At 68.3% G+C, this 15,467-nt stretch carries 12 protein-coding genes; 6 read left to right on the top strand and 6 right to left on the bottom strand.

The annotated features are described in order from the left end of the window. Positions 1 to 9 precede the first annotated feature (9 nt). Entirely contained in the window at positions 10 to 1,347 is a 1,338-nt protein-coding gene (locus tag MOQ72_RS28370; RefSeq protein ID WP_242188783.1) for an MFS transporter, read from the top strand. 156 nt (positions 1,348 to 1,503) lie between these two features. Next, positions 1,504 to 2,208: a GntR family transcriptional regulator gene (locus MOQ72_RS28365; protein ID WP_242188782.1), complete on the top strand. Its 705-nt coding sequence runs from the start codon at positions 1,504 to 1,506 to the stop codon at positions 2,206 to 2,208. Positions 2,209 to 2,322: 114 nt separating this feature from the next. On the opposite strand, the gene MOQ72_RS28360 is transcribed toward MOQ72_RS28365, so the two are convergent. Beyond that, a complete protein-coding gene (locus MOQ72_RS28360) occupies positions 2,323 to 4,311 on the bottom strand; it encodes a metallopeptidase domain-containing protein (protein ID WP_242188781.1) in 1,989 nt (662 codons plus the stop codon). Positions 4,312 to 5,049: 738 nt separating this feature from the next. On the opposite strand from MOQ72_RS28360, the gene MOQ72_RS28355 reads away from it, so the two are divergent. After that, positions 5,050 to 5,868: an FHA domain-containing protein gene (locus tag MOQ72_RS28355; protein WP_242188780.1), complete on the top strand. Its 819-nt coding sequence runs from the start codon at positions 5,050 to 5,052 to the stop codon at positions 5,866 to 5,868. Further along, the gene (locus MOQ72_RS28350) at positions 5,861 to 7,279 is read left to right on the top strand and encodes a protein kinase domain-containing protein (RefSeq protein WP_242188779.1); all 1,419 of its coding nucleotides are present in this window, start codon (positions 5,861 to 5,863) and stop codon (positions 7,277 to 7,279) included. The genes MOQ72_RS28355 and MOQ72_RS28350 overlap by 8 nt, the downstream gene beginning before the upstream one ends. 5 nt (positions 7,280 to 7,284) lie before the next feature. Here MOQ72_RS28350 and MOQ72_RS45285 read toward each other — a convergent pair whose 3' ends face one another. The 4 genes from MOQ72_RS45285 to MOQ72_RS28330 form a co-directional block, all read right to left on the bottom strand. Next, positions 7,285 to 9,990: a WD40 repeat domain-containing serine/threonine-protein kinase gene (locus MOQ72_RS45285; RefSeq protein WP_308197977.1), complete on the bottom strand. Its 2,706-nt coding sequence runs from the start codon at positions 9,988 to 9,990 to the stop codon at positions 7,285 to 7,287. Further along, entirely contained in the window at positions 9,888 to 10,622 is a 735-nt protein-coding gene (locus MOQ72_RS44680; protein WP_308197976.1) for a serine/threonine-protein kinase, read from the bottom strand. Before MOQ72_RS44680 ends, MOQ72_RS45285 begins: the two co-directional genes overlap by 103 nt. A gap of 41 nt (positions 10,623 to 10,663) precedes the next feature. After that, positions 10,664 to 11,272: a hypothetical protein gene (locus MOQ72_RS28335; RefSeq protein ID WP_242188778.1), complete on the bottom strand. Its 609-nt coding sequence runs from the start codon at positions 11,270 to 11,272 to the stop codon at positions 10,664 to 10,666. 123 nt (positions 11,273 to 11,395) lie between these two features. Continuing rightward, a complete protein-coding gene (locus MOQ72_RS28330) occupies positions 11,396 to 12,598 on the bottom strand; it encodes an FAD-dependent monooxygenase (protein WP_242188777.1) in 1,203 nt (400 codons plus the stop codon). A gap of 152 nt (positions 12,599 to 12,750) precedes the next feature. Between MOQ72_RS28330 and MOQ72_RS28325 the strand changes: the two genes are divergently transcribed. Then, on the top strand, positions 12,751 to 13,563 hold the full coding sequence (locus tag MOQ72_RS28325) for an IclR family transcriptional regulator (protein ID WP_242188776.1): 813 nt from the start codon (positions 12,751 to 12,753) through the stop codon (positions 13,561 to 13,563). A gap of 16 nt (positions 13,564 to 13,579) precedes the next feature. Here the strand turns inward: MOQ72_RS28325 and MOQ72_RS28320 are convergent, their stop codons facing one another. Next, complete coding sequence (locus MOQ72_RS28320) at positions 13,580 to 14,218, bottom strand: TetR/AcrR family transcriptional regulator (protein ID WP_242188775.1); 639 nt, start codon at positions 14,216 to 14,218, stop codon at positions 13,580 to 13,582. 103 nt (positions 14,219 to 14,321) lie between these two features. Here MOQ72_RS28320 and MOQ72_RS28315 point away from each other — a divergent pair, with 103 nt between their 5' ends. After that, a complete protein-coding gene (locus MOQ72_RS28315) occupies positions 14,322 to 15,395 on the top strand; it encodes a hypothetical protein (protein WP_242188774.1) in 1,074 nt (357 codons plus the stop codon). Positions 15,396 to 15,467 lie beyond the last annotated feature (72 nt).

The following is a 15,467-nucleotide window of genomic DNA, read 5'->3' as shown; positions in this document are numbered from 1 at the left end:
AATCCCGACATGGACCCCAATCGCACAGCTGGTTCGGCGGAGGCAGCACCGGGCACCTCGGTGGGCAAGATCTTCGCCGAGATGCCCCTGACCCGGCAGCACCTCAAAGCGGGATTCGCGCTCTTCTTCGCGTTCGTGATCGAGGCGTGGGAAATGCTGATCCTGTCCTACGTCTCAACGCCCATCGAAGCGGAATTCTCGGTCGGCCCCACGAGCATCGGCTTCCTGCTGTCCGCGATGTTCTTCGGCATGATCCCCGGCGCCCTGGCCTGGGGCTGGTGGGTGGACCGCAACGGCCGCAAACCGGCCTGCATCATCAGCCTCGGCAGTTACGGGGTCATCTCGGCGCTGTCCGCGCTGGCACCGAACTACTGGATGCTGTGGGGACTGCGGTTCTTCTCCGGCATCGCCCTGGCCGGGATCCTGGTGACGGTGTTCCTGTACTTCGAGGAACTCGTGCCGGTTCGCTACCGGGGACGGGCGACGGTCTTCCTCGCCGCGGGCTGGCCGTTCGGCACCCTGATCGCGGTGGGCGTGTCCGCCGGACTGCTGGATGTCCTCGGCTGGCGGTGGGTCCTGTTCATCAGCTCGTTGTCGGGGCTGTGGGCGCTGGTGGTCTGGAAGTGGGCGCCGGAGTCGCCGTACTGGGCAGTCCGGCACGGGCGCATCGAACAGGCCCGAGCCGCGGTGTCGTGGCTGAGCCGAGGAACCATCCGCCCCACCGGGCCGCTCACCATGCCGGAGGTGAGCACGCAAGGAACCTCGGGCCTGCGGTCCCGCCGCCTGCTGGTGATGACCGGTGTGCAGGCGGTCATCAACTTCTCGCTGTCGTGGGGCTACTGGGGACTGCAGACCTGGTTGCCCGGTTTGCTCGCCCAGCGTGGCCTGTCCCTGCCGGACAGCTATGCCTTCATCGCGATCTCCGCGGTGTTCATGATTCCGGGCTACCTGGCCGCTTCCTGGCTGACCGGGCGGATCGGCCGCAAACGCGTCTTCCTGATCTTCGTGTTCTTCGGCGCCGTCGGCGGCCTGACGTTCGCCTACTCGGATTCGCTGGTGTGGCTGTACGTCGGGAACTTCATGATGTCGTTCTTCGCGCAGGGCGCCTGGGGCGTGTGGGACACCTGGCTCGGCGAGATCTATCCCACTTCCAGCCGGGGCAAGGGCTACAGCATCGGCATCACCGCGCAACGCGTGGCGAACGCGGTGGCACCCAGCATGATCGGCCTGCTCATCGCCATTTCGGTCGGATTCACCCCGACCGTCGTGTTCATCGAGGCGTTCTTCCTGGTTGCGCTGGTCTTCGCGCTGGCGCTGCCAGAAACGGAAGGTGTGGAACTCGACTGAGCCGTCGGCTCGTGGCATCGGCGTAAAATGCAATGTCACATGGTAGTTTACATTCAGCGATAGTTCCTGTTACACACCGTTGCCCTGGAAGGATCTGATGTCGGAACCCAGCAAAGCCCGGCACGGCGTCCGGGGCGCGACAGCTCCAGAAACACCATGACGAAGTCGAACATTCCGCTCGGCCCGCTGCACCGGCAGACCAGCATGCGGGAGACGATCATAGAGCAGTTGCGCGCCGCGATCATCTCCGGCGATCTGGACGAGGGCGTGGTGTATTCCGCTCCCGCGCTCGGCAGTGCGTTCGGCGTGTCGCCGACGCCCGTCCGCGAGGCGATGGTGAAGCTCGCCGAGGAAGGACTCGTCGAAACCGTCAAGAACAAGGGCTTCCGGGTCACCCGCATCTCGGACAAGGAACTGGACGAGATCACCGAGATCCGCCTGCTGCTGGAACCTCCGGCCGTTCGCGACATCGTCGGATCGGTGCCGCCGGAGGGGTTTGCCGAGCTGCGCGAACTCGCCCAGCGCATCGTCGAGGCCGCGGCGGGCAAGGACCTGCCGGGCTACTTGACGGCCGATCGTGATTACCACGCCTGCGTGCTCGGCTACACGGGCAACGGGCAACTCGTCGAGCTGGCCACCAACCTCCGCCTGCGGACGCGCATGTACGGCCTGAAGTACCTGATGCGGCACGGACTCCTGGACGGATCGGCGCAGGAGCACCACGAACTGCTCGACCTGATGGAGCGCGGTGACGCGCAGGGCACCTTCGACCTGATGACCCGGCACATCGCGCATGCCCGCGGCCTGTGGGCCACCGGGCACGAGGCGGACGACCCGGAGCCGGAGAGCACGCGCCGATGAATCGTGTTGACCGCGGTTTCAGTTGAAGCCGCGGTCAACACGAGACGCATGTCCACTGTGTACTAAAACGCGAACACCACCCGTCCTGGCTGGACGGGTGGTGTTCGTGCTGGCTCAGCGCTGGACCGTGCAGGTGGCCGTAGCCGTCTTGGTCGGATCGCTCTCCGACGTCGCGGTCAGCGTCACCTTGCCGGTACCGGCCGCGTCCTCGGCCGCGGCGACGGCGACCGGCACGCTCGTCGTCTGGTGGAACCCGGCCGTGGCCAGCTCGTTCGGCAGGGCTGCCCGCCAACCGGCTCCCTCGACGTTCGCGGTGAGGCGGTAGACGTCAGAACGCAGGAACTTGCTGACGTCCTCGGGCTGATCCCCGCCGGGCCGGAAGCTACCGGTGTTGGTCAGGTCGAACGCACAGGTGGATCCCGCCCCATCGGGGGCACCGGCCGGATGTCCGTCGGCCAGCTTGACCCCGCGTTCTTGCGGGCCGGAGCCGTCGAGCGAGCGCACCGCCATCGTGTAGACGAGTTCGCCAGCCTGGGTCTGCGACTTGTCGATCACGTAGAAGTGCAGCCGGTTGGCCTCGTCGACGTACTCGTACTGGCTCCCGGAGTTGGTACCCGCGTGGAACAGCCCGTCGTTGAGCTGCCGGTAGTCACCGATCGAGCGCATCACCGGGGTGCCGTCCGGCTTGGTGTAGTCGACCATGTTGATGTCCTGCGGGTTGGCGTCGACCATCCAGCTGAAGCAGAGGTACCCGCAGCTGTCGCCCTCGTCGTCGAACGGCTTGTTCTTGGTGAGCATCACCCCGTTGTCCGGCGTGAAGGAGTCGGCACCGATCCGCTGGACCGTCTCGATGGTGTAGTTCCGGTATCCAGGGCCCGCGCACAACGGGTCGGCGTTGATGTCGCACGGCTGTGTGTTGTCCTTGTCCATATCCACCAGCACGCCCTGCACGTCAGCCGGTTTCGGCTGCGCCGACCTGGCCTTGACCTGCACCACTGCCACCCCGCTGTCGGCCAGTGCCTCGCGGGACAGGTGCACCACCTGGTCGTCGTCGATGAAGCCGAGTTTCAGCTTGGTCCGCAACGTCTGACCGGCTGGCATCGCGGCGCCCTGGGTGGCGGGGACCGGCCAGCGGTTGTGCGGTCCGCCCGGCCCGTTGAACGATCCCCGGTCCATCAGGTCGAACGGCCCGGTGCCCGCGCGGTGGTAGGGCTGGACGTAGGGATTGTTGTTGTTGTCCCCGATGTCGAAGGTGTGCGAGATCTCGTGGGTGATCGTGCCCGAACTCTCACCCTGCCGGATTCCCGAGTTCCCCCACAGCTGCGCGCCCGCTTTCCACGAGGTCCAGTCGGTGTACCGGCCCCGGACGTAGTTCGGCAGCGCCGGGTCCGGCGGCCCCCACTCGTCGGGGATGTCCTCCTTGTTCTGGAACTTCATCTCGCCGAACTCCTGCCACACCGAGGTTTCGTCGTAACCGGCGTACAGGCGCAGGACGCGGTCGTACTTCTTGGTCTCCTCCTCACCGACGTCGGCCCGCCACTGGGCGTCGACGTCGTCCTCCAACCGCCCGTCGCAGGTGTGTCCGCTCGGGCAGCCCTGGCCCTCCTGACCGATGTCGTTGAGGCCGTACTCGTAGGAAACCCGCGGCGCCTGGTAGGGACCGAACGGGACGAACTCGACGCCGATCCGCCCGTGCGTCTGCTCCATCCAGTACTCGTTGACCGTGTGCCCGTGGTTGAGCTCGCTCGGTTTGTCCCAGAAATCGGCGTAGAACTGGGCCACCGAGTCGCGGTTCACCGGGTCGATCTGCGGGTTGCCGAACGGGTCGCTGCCCTTGGGCTGGGTGATGACGAACGGCTGGTCCGGGAAGTCGACCGCCAACACGGCGATCTTCAGCTTCTGCTGCGTGGGCTCCCGGTTCGGGTCGGCCCAATCGGAACCCGGCACGCCGTGGTAGTCGTCCCAGGTCATGTTCTCCTGGTCTTGCCAGTTCTGCGGGTCCAGCGGGGCGAACGGATCGGTCTGAACGTCGGGGTCGGGCACGGCGGCGGGGGCCACCGCACCGGTCAGGAGTACCGCGCTGATCGCGACGCCCGTCGCCATCAGTGCTTTCGAACTTGGTGCACGTCGCCAGAAACCCATGTACTTCCTTCCGGGGATGGTCGGCTACGACGGTGCGAGCGGCGGTTGGCGGTCAGCTCACCCCCTTTACGAGACGCGTTCCCAGAACTCGGTGAACATCAGCGGGGACAGGTCCGCTGGACGTCCGAGGAACCTCCGTTGTTCCGGTCGCGAGCTGGCAGTTCCGGTGGCGGCCATCTGGGCCCGTCCCTCCGTGTGGCGCGTAGGGGTGTGCCGACAACGTTGGCAAGAGTGAAATGTCACATGGCTCCATAGCGTAAAATGTCACATTCCACAAGGCAATACTCCGGACGCCGCACGCGATCCGGACCAGACTCCGCAAAGGTCCTGGACCGCCCGCCAAATCCCGCCGCACCTGGCCAATTCCGCCGCCGTTCAACATGCCCGCTCGTTCAACACCTGCAGGCACCCGGCGGTGTTCCACGGACGCGGGTCCGGGCGTGCGTAATGGGGGCAGGCCCGCGAATCCAAAGGCAGCTTTGAGCCAGAAATCCCCTGAACGACCCGGAGGAAACGAGATCAACAATCCCCACCCCTCCAGGGAAGGGGAGCAGTCAATTGATCTTGTGATCGGTGCTGACGAGTGATGCGGAACCGATTCTTGGGTCGTTGTGGTGCTATCGCGGCAGGCCGCGATTGGGACTGGTCCCAAGGCAGGGAGCGGTAATGTGATCGCCCGGTTGGATGGAGGAGGGCGAGATGGCGATTCGGGAGTTCGTCCCGCAGGTGTTGCCCGGTTCCACGCGCAGCCTGGCCGGTGGGGTGCCGTCAGCGCCACCGGGCACGATCTTCGCGCTGGCCGCTGACGGCGGGTTCGCCGTGCCGCCGCGCAAGTTCACCATCCACTTCGGTCGCGGCAAGGACGACGTCCACGTGCCGATCGGCGTCAACGATCCGCACGTCAGCCGATTGCACGGGATGCTGGTGTGCGACGGCCGGGATTGGTGGATTCGCAACAGGGGCAAGCTGCCGATCCAACTGCCGGGCGAGGTGATGCTGTTGTCCGGACACGAATTGCCGATCGAACCCGGATACACCCCGCTGTTGATCGGTCCCTCGAAGCGCCGGGCACATCTGCTGGAGATCCACCTCGTCGATTCCCCGAGCACCGACGCCGACAGCGGACAGCACAGCCGGACGAAGGCACCGGACGTGTACGAGCTGAGCCTGGTGGAGCGCCTGGTGCTGACCGCGCTCGCTCAGCGGTACCTTCGCCAGGAGCGCTATCCGCAACCGGTGTCGTGGAACCAGGTGGCCGACGACCTCAACCGGCTGCCGGACGGCAGGCAGTGGACGTCGAAGATCGCGGCGCACATCGTCGGCGCGGTGCGCGAGCGGCTCGCCGAGGGCCCCGATCCGATTCCCGGCATCCGGCGGGAGGACGGGGTCGGCGATCCGGTGGGAAACACGTTGAACCACAACCTGATTCAGGCGTTGCTGCGGAGCACCACGCTGATGCCCTCGGATCTGCACCTGCTCGGCGAGGATCCCGACGTGGCGGGTCAGCGAGGTGACTGACAACAAATTGTCCATAGTGGACGACAACCGAACCAAGAGGTACGGCTCGATGACGGCCACCGTCACGCTACGGCTCGTCCGGGGTCGGCTCGACCGCACCGAGTACGCGTTCACCGAGCGGACCACCTGCATCCTCGGCCGCGCCAACGACTGCACGCCGCGACTACCGGACGACGAGCACCACCGCACCGTCTCCCGGCACCACTGCCTGCTCGACATCAACCCGCCCGACGTGCGCATCCGCGACTTCGGCAGCCTAAACGGCACGTTCATCAACGGCGAGAAGATCGGCCAGCGGGCTGCGCACCAGACGCCGGAGGAGGGCGCCGCGCTTCCCTTCCTGGAACACGACCTGATCGACGGCGACGAGATCCGGCTCGGCAAGACGGTGTTCCGGGTGGACATCCGGCTTCCCGCCGGGCAACGCACCCTGTCGTTGGCCCAGTGCGCGGCATGCGGCCAGGAGGTGGGCAGCGACCTCGGCGGCCGGTCCGGCGAGTACGTCTGCTCGGACTGCCAAGCCGAGCCGGGCGGCGCGATCCGGCGCTTGGCCGATCTCGCGCGCAGCGGGCAGCGCGAACTCGCCCCGATCGCCGGGTACACGCTGCTTCGCGAGCTCGGCCGCGGCGGAATGGGTGCGGTGCACCTCGCCCGCCACGACCAGACCGGTCGGGAGGTGGCGCTGAAGGTGATGCTGCCCAGGGTCGCGGCGAGCCCGGCCGCACGCGCGCGGTTCCTCCGCGAGGCGGAGCTCACCAAGGCGCTGCGGCACCCCAACATAGCCGCGCTGTACGACTCGGGCTTCGCCAACGGCACGTTCTACTTCACCACCGAGTTCTGCGCTGGCGGCAGCCTCGACCAACTCCTGGCGCGCGCGGGCGGCAGGCTCGAAGCCGCCGAGGCCGCGCGGCTGGCCTGCCAGATCCTGGAGGGCCTGGCACACGCGCACGGCGAGAGCGTCGTGCACCGCGACCTGAGCCCGCACAACATCCTGCTGGGCGAGGCCGATGGCCCGCTGGTGGCCAAGGTCGGCGACTTCGGCCTCGCCAAGGCATTCGACCAGGCTGGCCTCAGCGGCCTGACCCGAACCGGCACGACCGCGGGCAAGCCCTGGTACGTGCCCCGCCAGCAAGTGGTCAACTTCCGGGACGCCTCGCCAGCCGTGGACGTCTGGGCGCTCGCGGCGTGCCTCTACCACGCCCTCACCGGCGCGCACCCGCGGGACTTCCCGCGCGGCAAGGATCCCTGGCAGGTCATCCTGCAAGCCGAGCCAGTGCCGATTCGGCGACGTGAGCCGGACATCCCGGAGCCCCTTGCCGAGGTGATCGACGAAGCGCTCCGCGAAAACCCGAAGAGCGCCTTCCAAACCGCGGACGAGTTGCGCCGCGCTCTGCTCGCGTGTGCTCGCTAGAGCAGTCAGGGCGCCCGCAGGTCCCAGTCGAGTTCCCAGCGCCGGATGGTCCCGTCCCAGCTCGCGCTCAGCACGAACTGAGCGTCGCTGCTGATCACGACAGCGCTCACTTCTCCGTTGTGACCGTCGAGGACGCGCAGGCATCTTCCGGTGGCGAGTTCCCAGATCCGCACGGTGGCGTCGGATCCACCGGAGAGCGCGAACCGGCCGTCCGGGCTGAACCGCACCTTCTTGGACTGGACCTTGGGTACCGAGTCGACGGCTCGCGGGTTGTCCGGCTCGTCGCCGAAGACGCGCAGGCACTCGCCTGTCGCGGTATCCCACCAGCGGATCGTCCGGTCGGTGTACCCGCCTGCGGACAGGGCATGCCGACCGTCCGGGCTCAGGCAGACCGACATCACCGAATGGGTGTGGCCGTGCAGCGTTCGCAGGCACTGCCCGGTCTCCAGGTCCCAAAGCCGCACCACGCCGTCCGACCCCGCGGACGCGGTCAGGTCCGGACCGAGCCAGAGCGCGCTGATCCGCTGGGCGTGTCCTGGCATCTCCCGCTCGCACGCGCCGGTGTCCAGGTTCCAGAGCCGGATCACCGAGTCCGCCCCGGCCACCAGGGCCAACTGCCCGGCTCGGTCGAATGCGGCTGCGGTCGCGCCCAGCGCCAGTGGACGGTCGAGCACGCTGATCCGCTCACCGGTCTCGACCGACCACGCGGCGATGGTTCCGTCGCGGCTCGCGGACATCGCCCGCGACCCGTCGTCGCTCACGCCGACGGCGTTGACCAAGCTCGGATGTTTCGCGATCACCCGCAGGCAGGTCCCACTGTCCACATCCCACACTCGAACCGTGCCGTCTCCCCCGCCGGACACGGCGATCCGGTCGTCCGCGTTCAACTCCAGCGCGAAATTCCCGGTGGACAAGTCGAAAACCCGGCCGGGCCAGGCGGAGCGGAGGCCGACTCGGACCGCGGATCGGCCGACTTCCCGCCACGCCGCGAGCAGCCGCGGTTCCCGCTCGTATCCGGACACCGCCCTGGCCTCGGCGAGCAGCTCCAGGGCTGCGCGTGGGTCGGTGGCCAGCCGTGCCCGGTTCATCAGGTCCGCCACCCTGGTGTCGAGCCTGCTCAGCTCGTCGTGTTCGCGCGGTCTGCTCAGCCGAAGCGGCGCGGTGTACCTCGCGGGTACTGCCCACCACCGAAGGAGATCGGCCTGCCAGGCGGACTGCAGCACGCCCGCCGCCGCGTCGAGGTGGCCCGCCCGCACGGGGCCGCTGTCCCCGCGGAAGGTGCGCAGGCATCGTCCGCTGTCGAGCGCCCACAGCCGGAGCGTGTCGTCCGCGCTCGTGGACACGACGAACCTGTCGGACACCGACACCGAGCCGACCACGCGGGTGTGCCCATCCAGGGTGTGAGTGCGCCCGCTGTGGATGTCCCAGACCCGGATCCGCCCGCCAGCGGCCAGCACCACCAGGTGCCCGTCGGCACTGAGGTGGAGGGTGTCGACCCCCTTGTAGCCGTCGAGGATGTAGCCGTCGAAGACGCGGACGCACCGGCCCGTGGCGACCTCCCACAGCCGCGCCGTGCCGTCCTCGCGGCCCGCGGTGAGCACGAAACGCCCGTCGTGGCTGATCGCGGCGTTCGCATTGCTGTTGTGCCCATCGAGCGTCAGCCGCAGCCTGCCACTGGGGAAGTCCCGGACGAGCACGGTTCCGTCGTAGTTGGCCGACACCGCGACCCGCCCGTCGCCGCTGAGGCACACCGACGCCGACCACAGACTCCGATTCCAGTCCTCGGGGGCATCGAACACCCGCAGGCAACGGCCCTCGGCCAGATCCCAGAACTGCACGGCGCTCGGCCCGGCGGTGATCGCGTACCGGCCATCATCGCTGATGTCGAACTTGAACTCGACTGTCGGGGCAGCCAGTTCCCGCAAGCACCGTCCATCATGGACACTCCAGGCGCGCAGCACGCCATCGCAGGCGGTCACCGCACGCGTGCCGTCTCGGGTGAAGCGGACGTGCATCGTCGGCGGCTGCCGACGGATCCGCATGTCGAAGAAGGTCTCGACGCGATCCTCGTAGACGTACCAGGGAATGCGGCGCGTGCCGCTGGACCGAACCGTCGGTTCCCGGCCGAGCAATGCGTCCGCCTGGTCGTGGTCGCCGCGTTCCCGGTGCACCTCGGCGAGGAGTCGACGGGCCTCGTCCGGATCAGCGCCGCTGGCGATCGTCGCGTCGAGAGTCGCGATCAGGTCCTCGTCGGTGTGCTCGCCGCGCCGCCACCGCAGCAGGCCGGTGTTGTAAGTGGCGTGCAGGTGCTGCGGATCGGCGACCAGCGCGGCGGCGAACGCTTCGGTGGCCTCGGCCGGACGGCCGAGGTCGAGCAGTGAGAGGCCGCGGTTGTTGAGCTCGTCGGCCCGCAGGTCCGCGGCGACCGGGGCCGAACGGGGATACGGCGTCCCGATCACCCGGCGGTAGATCTCGACGAGTTCGGTGGCAACCTCGGCCATGGACGCGGGCCGCGCGGACGGGTCCATGCGCAGACCGCGCTCCAGCAGATCGGCCAGTTCCGTTGGCAGTTCGGGGATTCCCGGCTCGGACCGCTCGCGCCGGACGGTCAACGCCGCGCCCGCCGCCGCGCCGGACATCCAGCTGATCCCGCCGGTGAACATCTCCAGCACGGACACGGCGAAGCTGTAGACATCGGTGCGTCGGCCCACCTGCTCCCCCGCGGCCTGTTCGGGCGAGGCATAGGCAGGGTCAAGCCGCTGTTGGACACCACCACGCTCGCGCCCGCTGGCGCGTCCGCGGCCGTCGGCGCGGTGGCCACCGCCCCGGCGCGGGCCAACCCGAAATCGGTCACCTTCGCGATGACCCCGCTCGTGGTGACATCCAGCAAAACGTTGCCGGGTTTGACGTCCTGGTGCACGAGCCCACGGCCGTGCGCGTGCGCCAATCCCCAGGCGAACTGCACGGCCACGTCCAGGATGCGGGCGAGCACAGCGGCCCGGTCACCGGCGTACAGGCGGCGATCGTCAATCCAGTCGCGCAGGCTGCCGTCCGGGACGTACTCGGCGAACACCCGCGGGATCCCGTCGAGGACGCGAACGTAGTGGCAGCCGCACACGTTCGGGTGCAGGCCCAGCGACACCCAGATCTCCGCCTCGGCGATGAACCGCTCCCGCTGCTCCTCGGTGCCGAACAGCTCCACCCGGGGGCACTTCACCGCCAGATCCGCGCCCCACTCCAGGTGCCGAACCCGGTACACCAGACCCATGCCGCCGCTGTCGTGCACGTGAACGACTTCGTAACGCCCGTCGACGACCTGGCCGATCCGCCACGTCCTGCCCACCGCCCAGACCTCCTATGTCCACGGTAGACACGTTCGGCGGATCACCGGTTGGAGCTGGGGACGAAGTCGGGCAGGGCGGCGAACGCGGGATCGACCGTCGCCGTGGCCAGCATCGACCCCACCCGCGCCCGCACCCGCGACAGCGGATGGTCGGGGAACTGCGCGTCCCACGCCGGGTCGTCACCGCGGTGGAACGGCAGGGCGCCCTGGAGTTCGGGTGCGTAGGGATGCGGCAGGACCCAGCCATCGCCGTGAACGAGGCCGAGCTTGACCATGACTGTCACCTCCCGCGCCCCGGTGATCCCGGTCTCCTCGGCGGAGCAGCTGACCATCGCATGGCAACCGGCCTTCGCCAGGAAGATGCTCGCCATGAAGACCTGTCCGCTGGGCGCGTTCGGTATCTGTGCCTTCATCACCTGGCACACTCCGCGAACGCCGCCGAGCACCACCGGCTCGGCCTCGATGAGACATCCGAACCGCGCGTACTCGAAGGCGAGGTTGCGCCGCATGGTCGGGATGTCCTCCAGCCAAGCCGACTCGGCCAGCGGCGTGTTCTTGAGTTTCACGCTGATCCGATCCCCATTGGCGGGATGCAACCAGGTCGTCTCATCGACGCGCTGGAAGCCGGTTGAATCGAAAGTGACGACCACGCCGCAGACTCCTTCGAACGCCGAACCCATGAAAAGAGGTCGACAACAACGTACAGCGCCACCGTCGAGACCAGTCCCAAAACCGACATCACACCGCCGACTTCGAGAAGTGGGATCAACGTGTCACCGCGAAGCCTCCATTTCTGCCTGTTCGGCGTCGTAGCCGTAGATCCATCCGTTGGCCGCCAACGGGTCCGAGTCGCGGAGTGACGCATCACGCGCCTGCTGTTCCGGGCCGTCGGCGAGGTGGTTGAGGTCGGCCCGCTGATGGCTGACCGCCTGGATGCGGGCGGTCCGTTCCCGGCGGATGGACTGGTAACGCAGCAGTGCTCCGGACGGATCCGCGAGGTCGGCCGCCAGGCACCGGGCGAGCACGGCGGCATCCTCGATCGACTGGGCGGCGCCTTGGGCGAAGAACGGGAACATCGGGTGCGCGGCGTCGCCGAGGAGCGTGACGCGACCCCGGCTCCACCGCTCCAGCGGCGCGCGGTCCAGCAGAGCCCACCGCCCCGGTGTGCCGGAAGCGTGGAGCAGTTCGCGAAGCCGAGGGTCCCAACCCTCGAACTCCGCCAAGAACTCCTCCTTGGTCGCGGTCGCGCTCCACGACTCGACGACGTCCTGGCCCGCCGGGGCGAAGGCGACGATGTTGATCATCTTTCCGGCCGAGATCGGGTAGTGGACGAGGTGGTGATCAGGGCCGATCCACAGCGTGTGGGCGAGGCGCCGGGCGAAGTCCGGAGCGCGCTCAGCGGGGACGAGCGCGCGGAAAGCGCACAGCCCCGAGAAGGTCGCAGGGGATGGTCCGATCAACGCTGCACGGACGGTCGAGTGCACACCGTCGGCGCCGATCACGACGTCGGCCGCCGCCCTGCTGCCGTCGGCGAAGGTCAGCACCGCGCCGTCGTCCCCGATTTCCACCGCCAGGCAACGCATACCGAGCCGGACCGATCCCTCCGGAATCGCGGCCTGGACGACGTTCAGCAGGTCGGCGCGGTGCACGGTGTAGGTCCGTTCTCCGTACAGTCGTTCACAGGCATCGAGGTTCTCGGCGGACAGCACGCGGCCGTCCTCCCACCGGCGGAACTCCCACCCCACCTCGATCGGGACGGCGCACTCAAGCAACCGGTCCAGCACGCCGAGCCGGCGCAGGAGCAGGACGAGATTCGGGCTGGCGACGAGCCCGGCTCCGACCTCGCCTAGTTCGGGCGCCTGCTCGTAAACGGTGGCCCGCAGCCCCGCACGGCCCAGGAACGCGGCGGCGGCCAGTCCCCCGATGCCGCCACCAACAACGGCGATCCGAGGCTGATGCGCGAACGACACTGACATCGGCGCTCCCTCCTTCGTCTCGTTCGGGTTGGCGATTGTGGGCACATCCGCCACCATGCGAGAACGCCGTTGTTCATTGAACGGACAACCCGACCCGTGGTCGGGACGGCGGAGCTACAGTTCAACTCGCCAGCAGGTCGGACGGAGGTGTCATGCCACGCACGAACGAGCCGGGGCGCAGCGTCAGCTCCAGGCTGCTGCAGGTCTTGTTCGCGTTCCGGCCGGAGAACAGCGTGCTGTCCCTTGCCGACTTGACCCGTCGCACGGCGCTACCGCATGCCACGGTGCACCGGCTCGTCCAGGAGCTTCTCGCTGCTGGCGCGCTAGATCGCACGGTGGACGGGAAGTTCACGATCGGCCTGCGGCTCTGGGAGCTGGGCACACTCGCGCCGCTTTCGGTGCCACTGCGCACGGTCGCGCTGCCATTCATGGAGGACCTCCATGAAGCGCTGCACCAGCACGTGCAGCTCGCGGTGCTCGACGGCCACGAAGCCGTCGTGGTCGAGCGCTTCTCCGCCCGGAACGCCGTCGGCCTTGCCTCGCACGTCGGGGGAAGACTCCCCCTGCACACTTCGGCGGTGGGAAAGGTCCTCCTGGCCCACGGCGGGCGGCAGCTGATCGAAGAAGTCCTCGCCGCGGAGCTCCCGAGGTTGACCCCGCGAACAGTGACCGACCCGGCGCAGCTGCGCGCCGAGCTCACGGCTTGCTGGCGGTCGGGAACGGCAACCGTGCACGAGGAGACGACAGAGGAGGCCGATTCGGTCGCGGCCCGCATCGTCGATGCGCAAGGACGAGTCGTCGCGGCCCTCTCCGTCGTCGTCCGCTCGGGCTCGCTCGACCTCACAACCGTCGTCGCCCCCGTGCTGGCCAGCGCGTTCAGCATCTCGCGCCGCCTCGGATGGAATCCAGGAATAGGAGTGCGCGACGCCGATCTCCCGCTTCCTGCCAGTCGACCCAACATCTGACGCGCCGACTGCCTGCTCAGCGTTGGCTTGGCCGCTTTTCTGCAGCGTTGAGCGCGGGTGTCAATGGCGCGAGAGCGGCGCGGAGAAGGTCGGGTAGCGAGCCGGACGGTACGACGAGCCCGCCATTCGCGGCGGCAGGGGGCTGGATCCAGCGTTCGAGTGCGACGCGAACCGCAGCGGCCACGCTCGCGGCGAGCACGCGGGCGGTGTACCGATCGGCGCCGGGGAGCCGCTCGGCGATCGCGTCGGCGAGTGGGTGTTCCATCGCGGTCGCGGTGTCGACGAACGTGTCGCGCAGCGCGGGAGAGGTGATGATCAGCAGCAGCGCGTCGCGACCGGGTTCGCTCGGATCGGTGTACTGCGCCACGACCGCCTCGATGACGGCGTCGGCGAGGCGAACGCGTGCGGGTCGGGCGACAACGGCTGTCGCGACTCGGGTTTCGCGTTCGGCGGTGACAGCGGCGACGATCGCCTGTTCGCGACTGGAGAAGTAGTTGTTGTAGGTCCGCGGCGAGACCCCGGCGGCCTCGGCGATGTCGTCGACGCGCACGTTGTCCGGCCCGCGCTCAAGAGCCAGCCGCAGCGCCGCCCTGCGCAGCGCCTCGCGGGTGGCTTGTTTCTTCTGCTCGCGCAACCCGGTCCGACGTGTCGTCACCGTTTCAGCATCCCACCTTGAGTGCGTGCACGCAAACTTGCGCGCACGCATTTTTCATCTAGTCTGGCGTCGCCATGCTCGACGAAACCTGCTGGAGACCTCCATGCGCGTGTACGGCATCAACTACGACACCGGCTTTTCGAGTTGCGGGACGACGACCCACGAGCCCTTCGACCCGGACACCGTGCGCCGCGAGATGCAGATCATCCGCGACGACCTGCACTGCGACGCGGTGCGCATCACCGGAGCCGACCCGGACCGCCTGGAAACCGCCGCACGACACGCCGCAGCGGCTGGTCTGGAGGTTTGGTACTCGCCGTTCACCAACGGCCGCACATCGGACGAGCTGATGCAGTTCCTCTTGGACGGGGCCGAACGCGCCGAGCGGCTACGTCGAGAAGGGGCCGCCGTCGTGTTCCTCACCGGCTCCGAGATCAGCCTGTTCAACAGTGGCTTCCTGCCCGGTGACGATCACGAGGAGCGGCTTCGCGCCCTCACCGACCCCGCGTGCCGGACCGCCGCGCTTCGCGAAACGCGTGCCCGCGTCAACGCCTTCCTCGCCCAGGCCGTCACCGAGGTCCGCAAGCGGTTCGGCGGCCCGGTCAGCTACGCATCGCTGCCCTTCGAAGGCGTGGACTGGGCCCCCTTCGACATGATCGCCACGGATGCGGGCTACCGCGACGCGGCCACCGCGCCCGGCTTGCGCGAGAGCCTGCGTGCGCAGACCTCGCAGGGAAAACCGTTCGCCGTCACCGAATTCGGCTGCGCTCCCTACCGCGGCGCGGCCGATCACGCCTCGCGCAACGGCGACGTCGTCGAGTACGACGAGCACGCCCGCCCGGTCCGCTTCACCTCGGCCGTCGTGCGAGACGAACAAGACCAGGCCAGGTACGTGCTGGAACTGCTCGACATCTACGACGAGGAAGGTGTGGATGCGGCCTTCGTCTACACCTTCGCCCGCTGGGACCTGCCGACTTCAGCCGAACCCGAACGCGACTTCGACACGGCCAGCTACGGCATCGTGAAAGTCCTCGACCAAGGCCGCTCCGGGACGACCTACTCGGGCTTGCCCTGGGAACCCAAAGCGGCCTTCCACGCCCTGGCCGACTACGGCCGCGCCAGGGCCGCCGACCGCGCCCAAAAACCGCGCCGGACAAGGCATCCGCAACAAGGTTGATCGAATGACCAAGGCCCGCAAAGGCTTCCGGGCTGCACACGGCACTCGCGACTGCTCGACAAGCCTTCACGG

The organism is Saccharopolyspora soli (assembly GCF_022678645.1).
Classification (GTDB): Bacteria; Actinomycetota; Actinomycetes; order Mycobacteriales; family Pseudonocardiaceae; genus Saccharopolyspora; species Saccharopolyspora soli.
This window is presented reverse-complemented; position numbering and strand designations above follow the sequence as displayed.

Coding starts and splice junctions, on each gene's coding strand:
- MOQ72_RS28370 (WP_242188783.1), top strand. CDS start 10: ATGGACCCCAATCGCACAGCTGGTTCGGCGGAGGCAGCACCGGGCACC.
- MOQ72_RS28365 (WP_242188782.1), top strand. CDS start 1,504: ATGACGAAGTCGAACATTCCGCTCGGCCCGCTGCACCGGCAGACCAGC.
- MOQ72_RS28360 (WP_242188781.1), bottom strand. CDS start 4,311: ATGGCGACGGGCGTCGCGATCAGCGCGGTACTCCTGACCGGTGCGGTG.
- MOQ72_RS28355 (WP_242188780.1), top strand. CDS start 5,050: ATGGCGATTCGGGAGTTCGTCCCGCAGGTGTTGCCCGGTTCCACGCGC.
- MOQ72_RS28330 (WP_242188777.1), bottom strand. CDS start 12,598: ATGTCAGTGTCGTTCGCGCATCAGCCTCGGATCGCCGTTGTTGGTGGC.
- MOQ72_RS28325 (WP_242188776.1), top strand. CDS start 12,751: ATGCCACGCACGAACGAGCCGGGGCGCAGCGTCAGCTCCAGGCTGCTG.
- MOQ72_RS28315 (WP_242188774.1), top strand. CDS start 14,322: ATGCGCGTGTACGGCATCAACTACGACACCGGCTTTTCGAGTTGCGGG.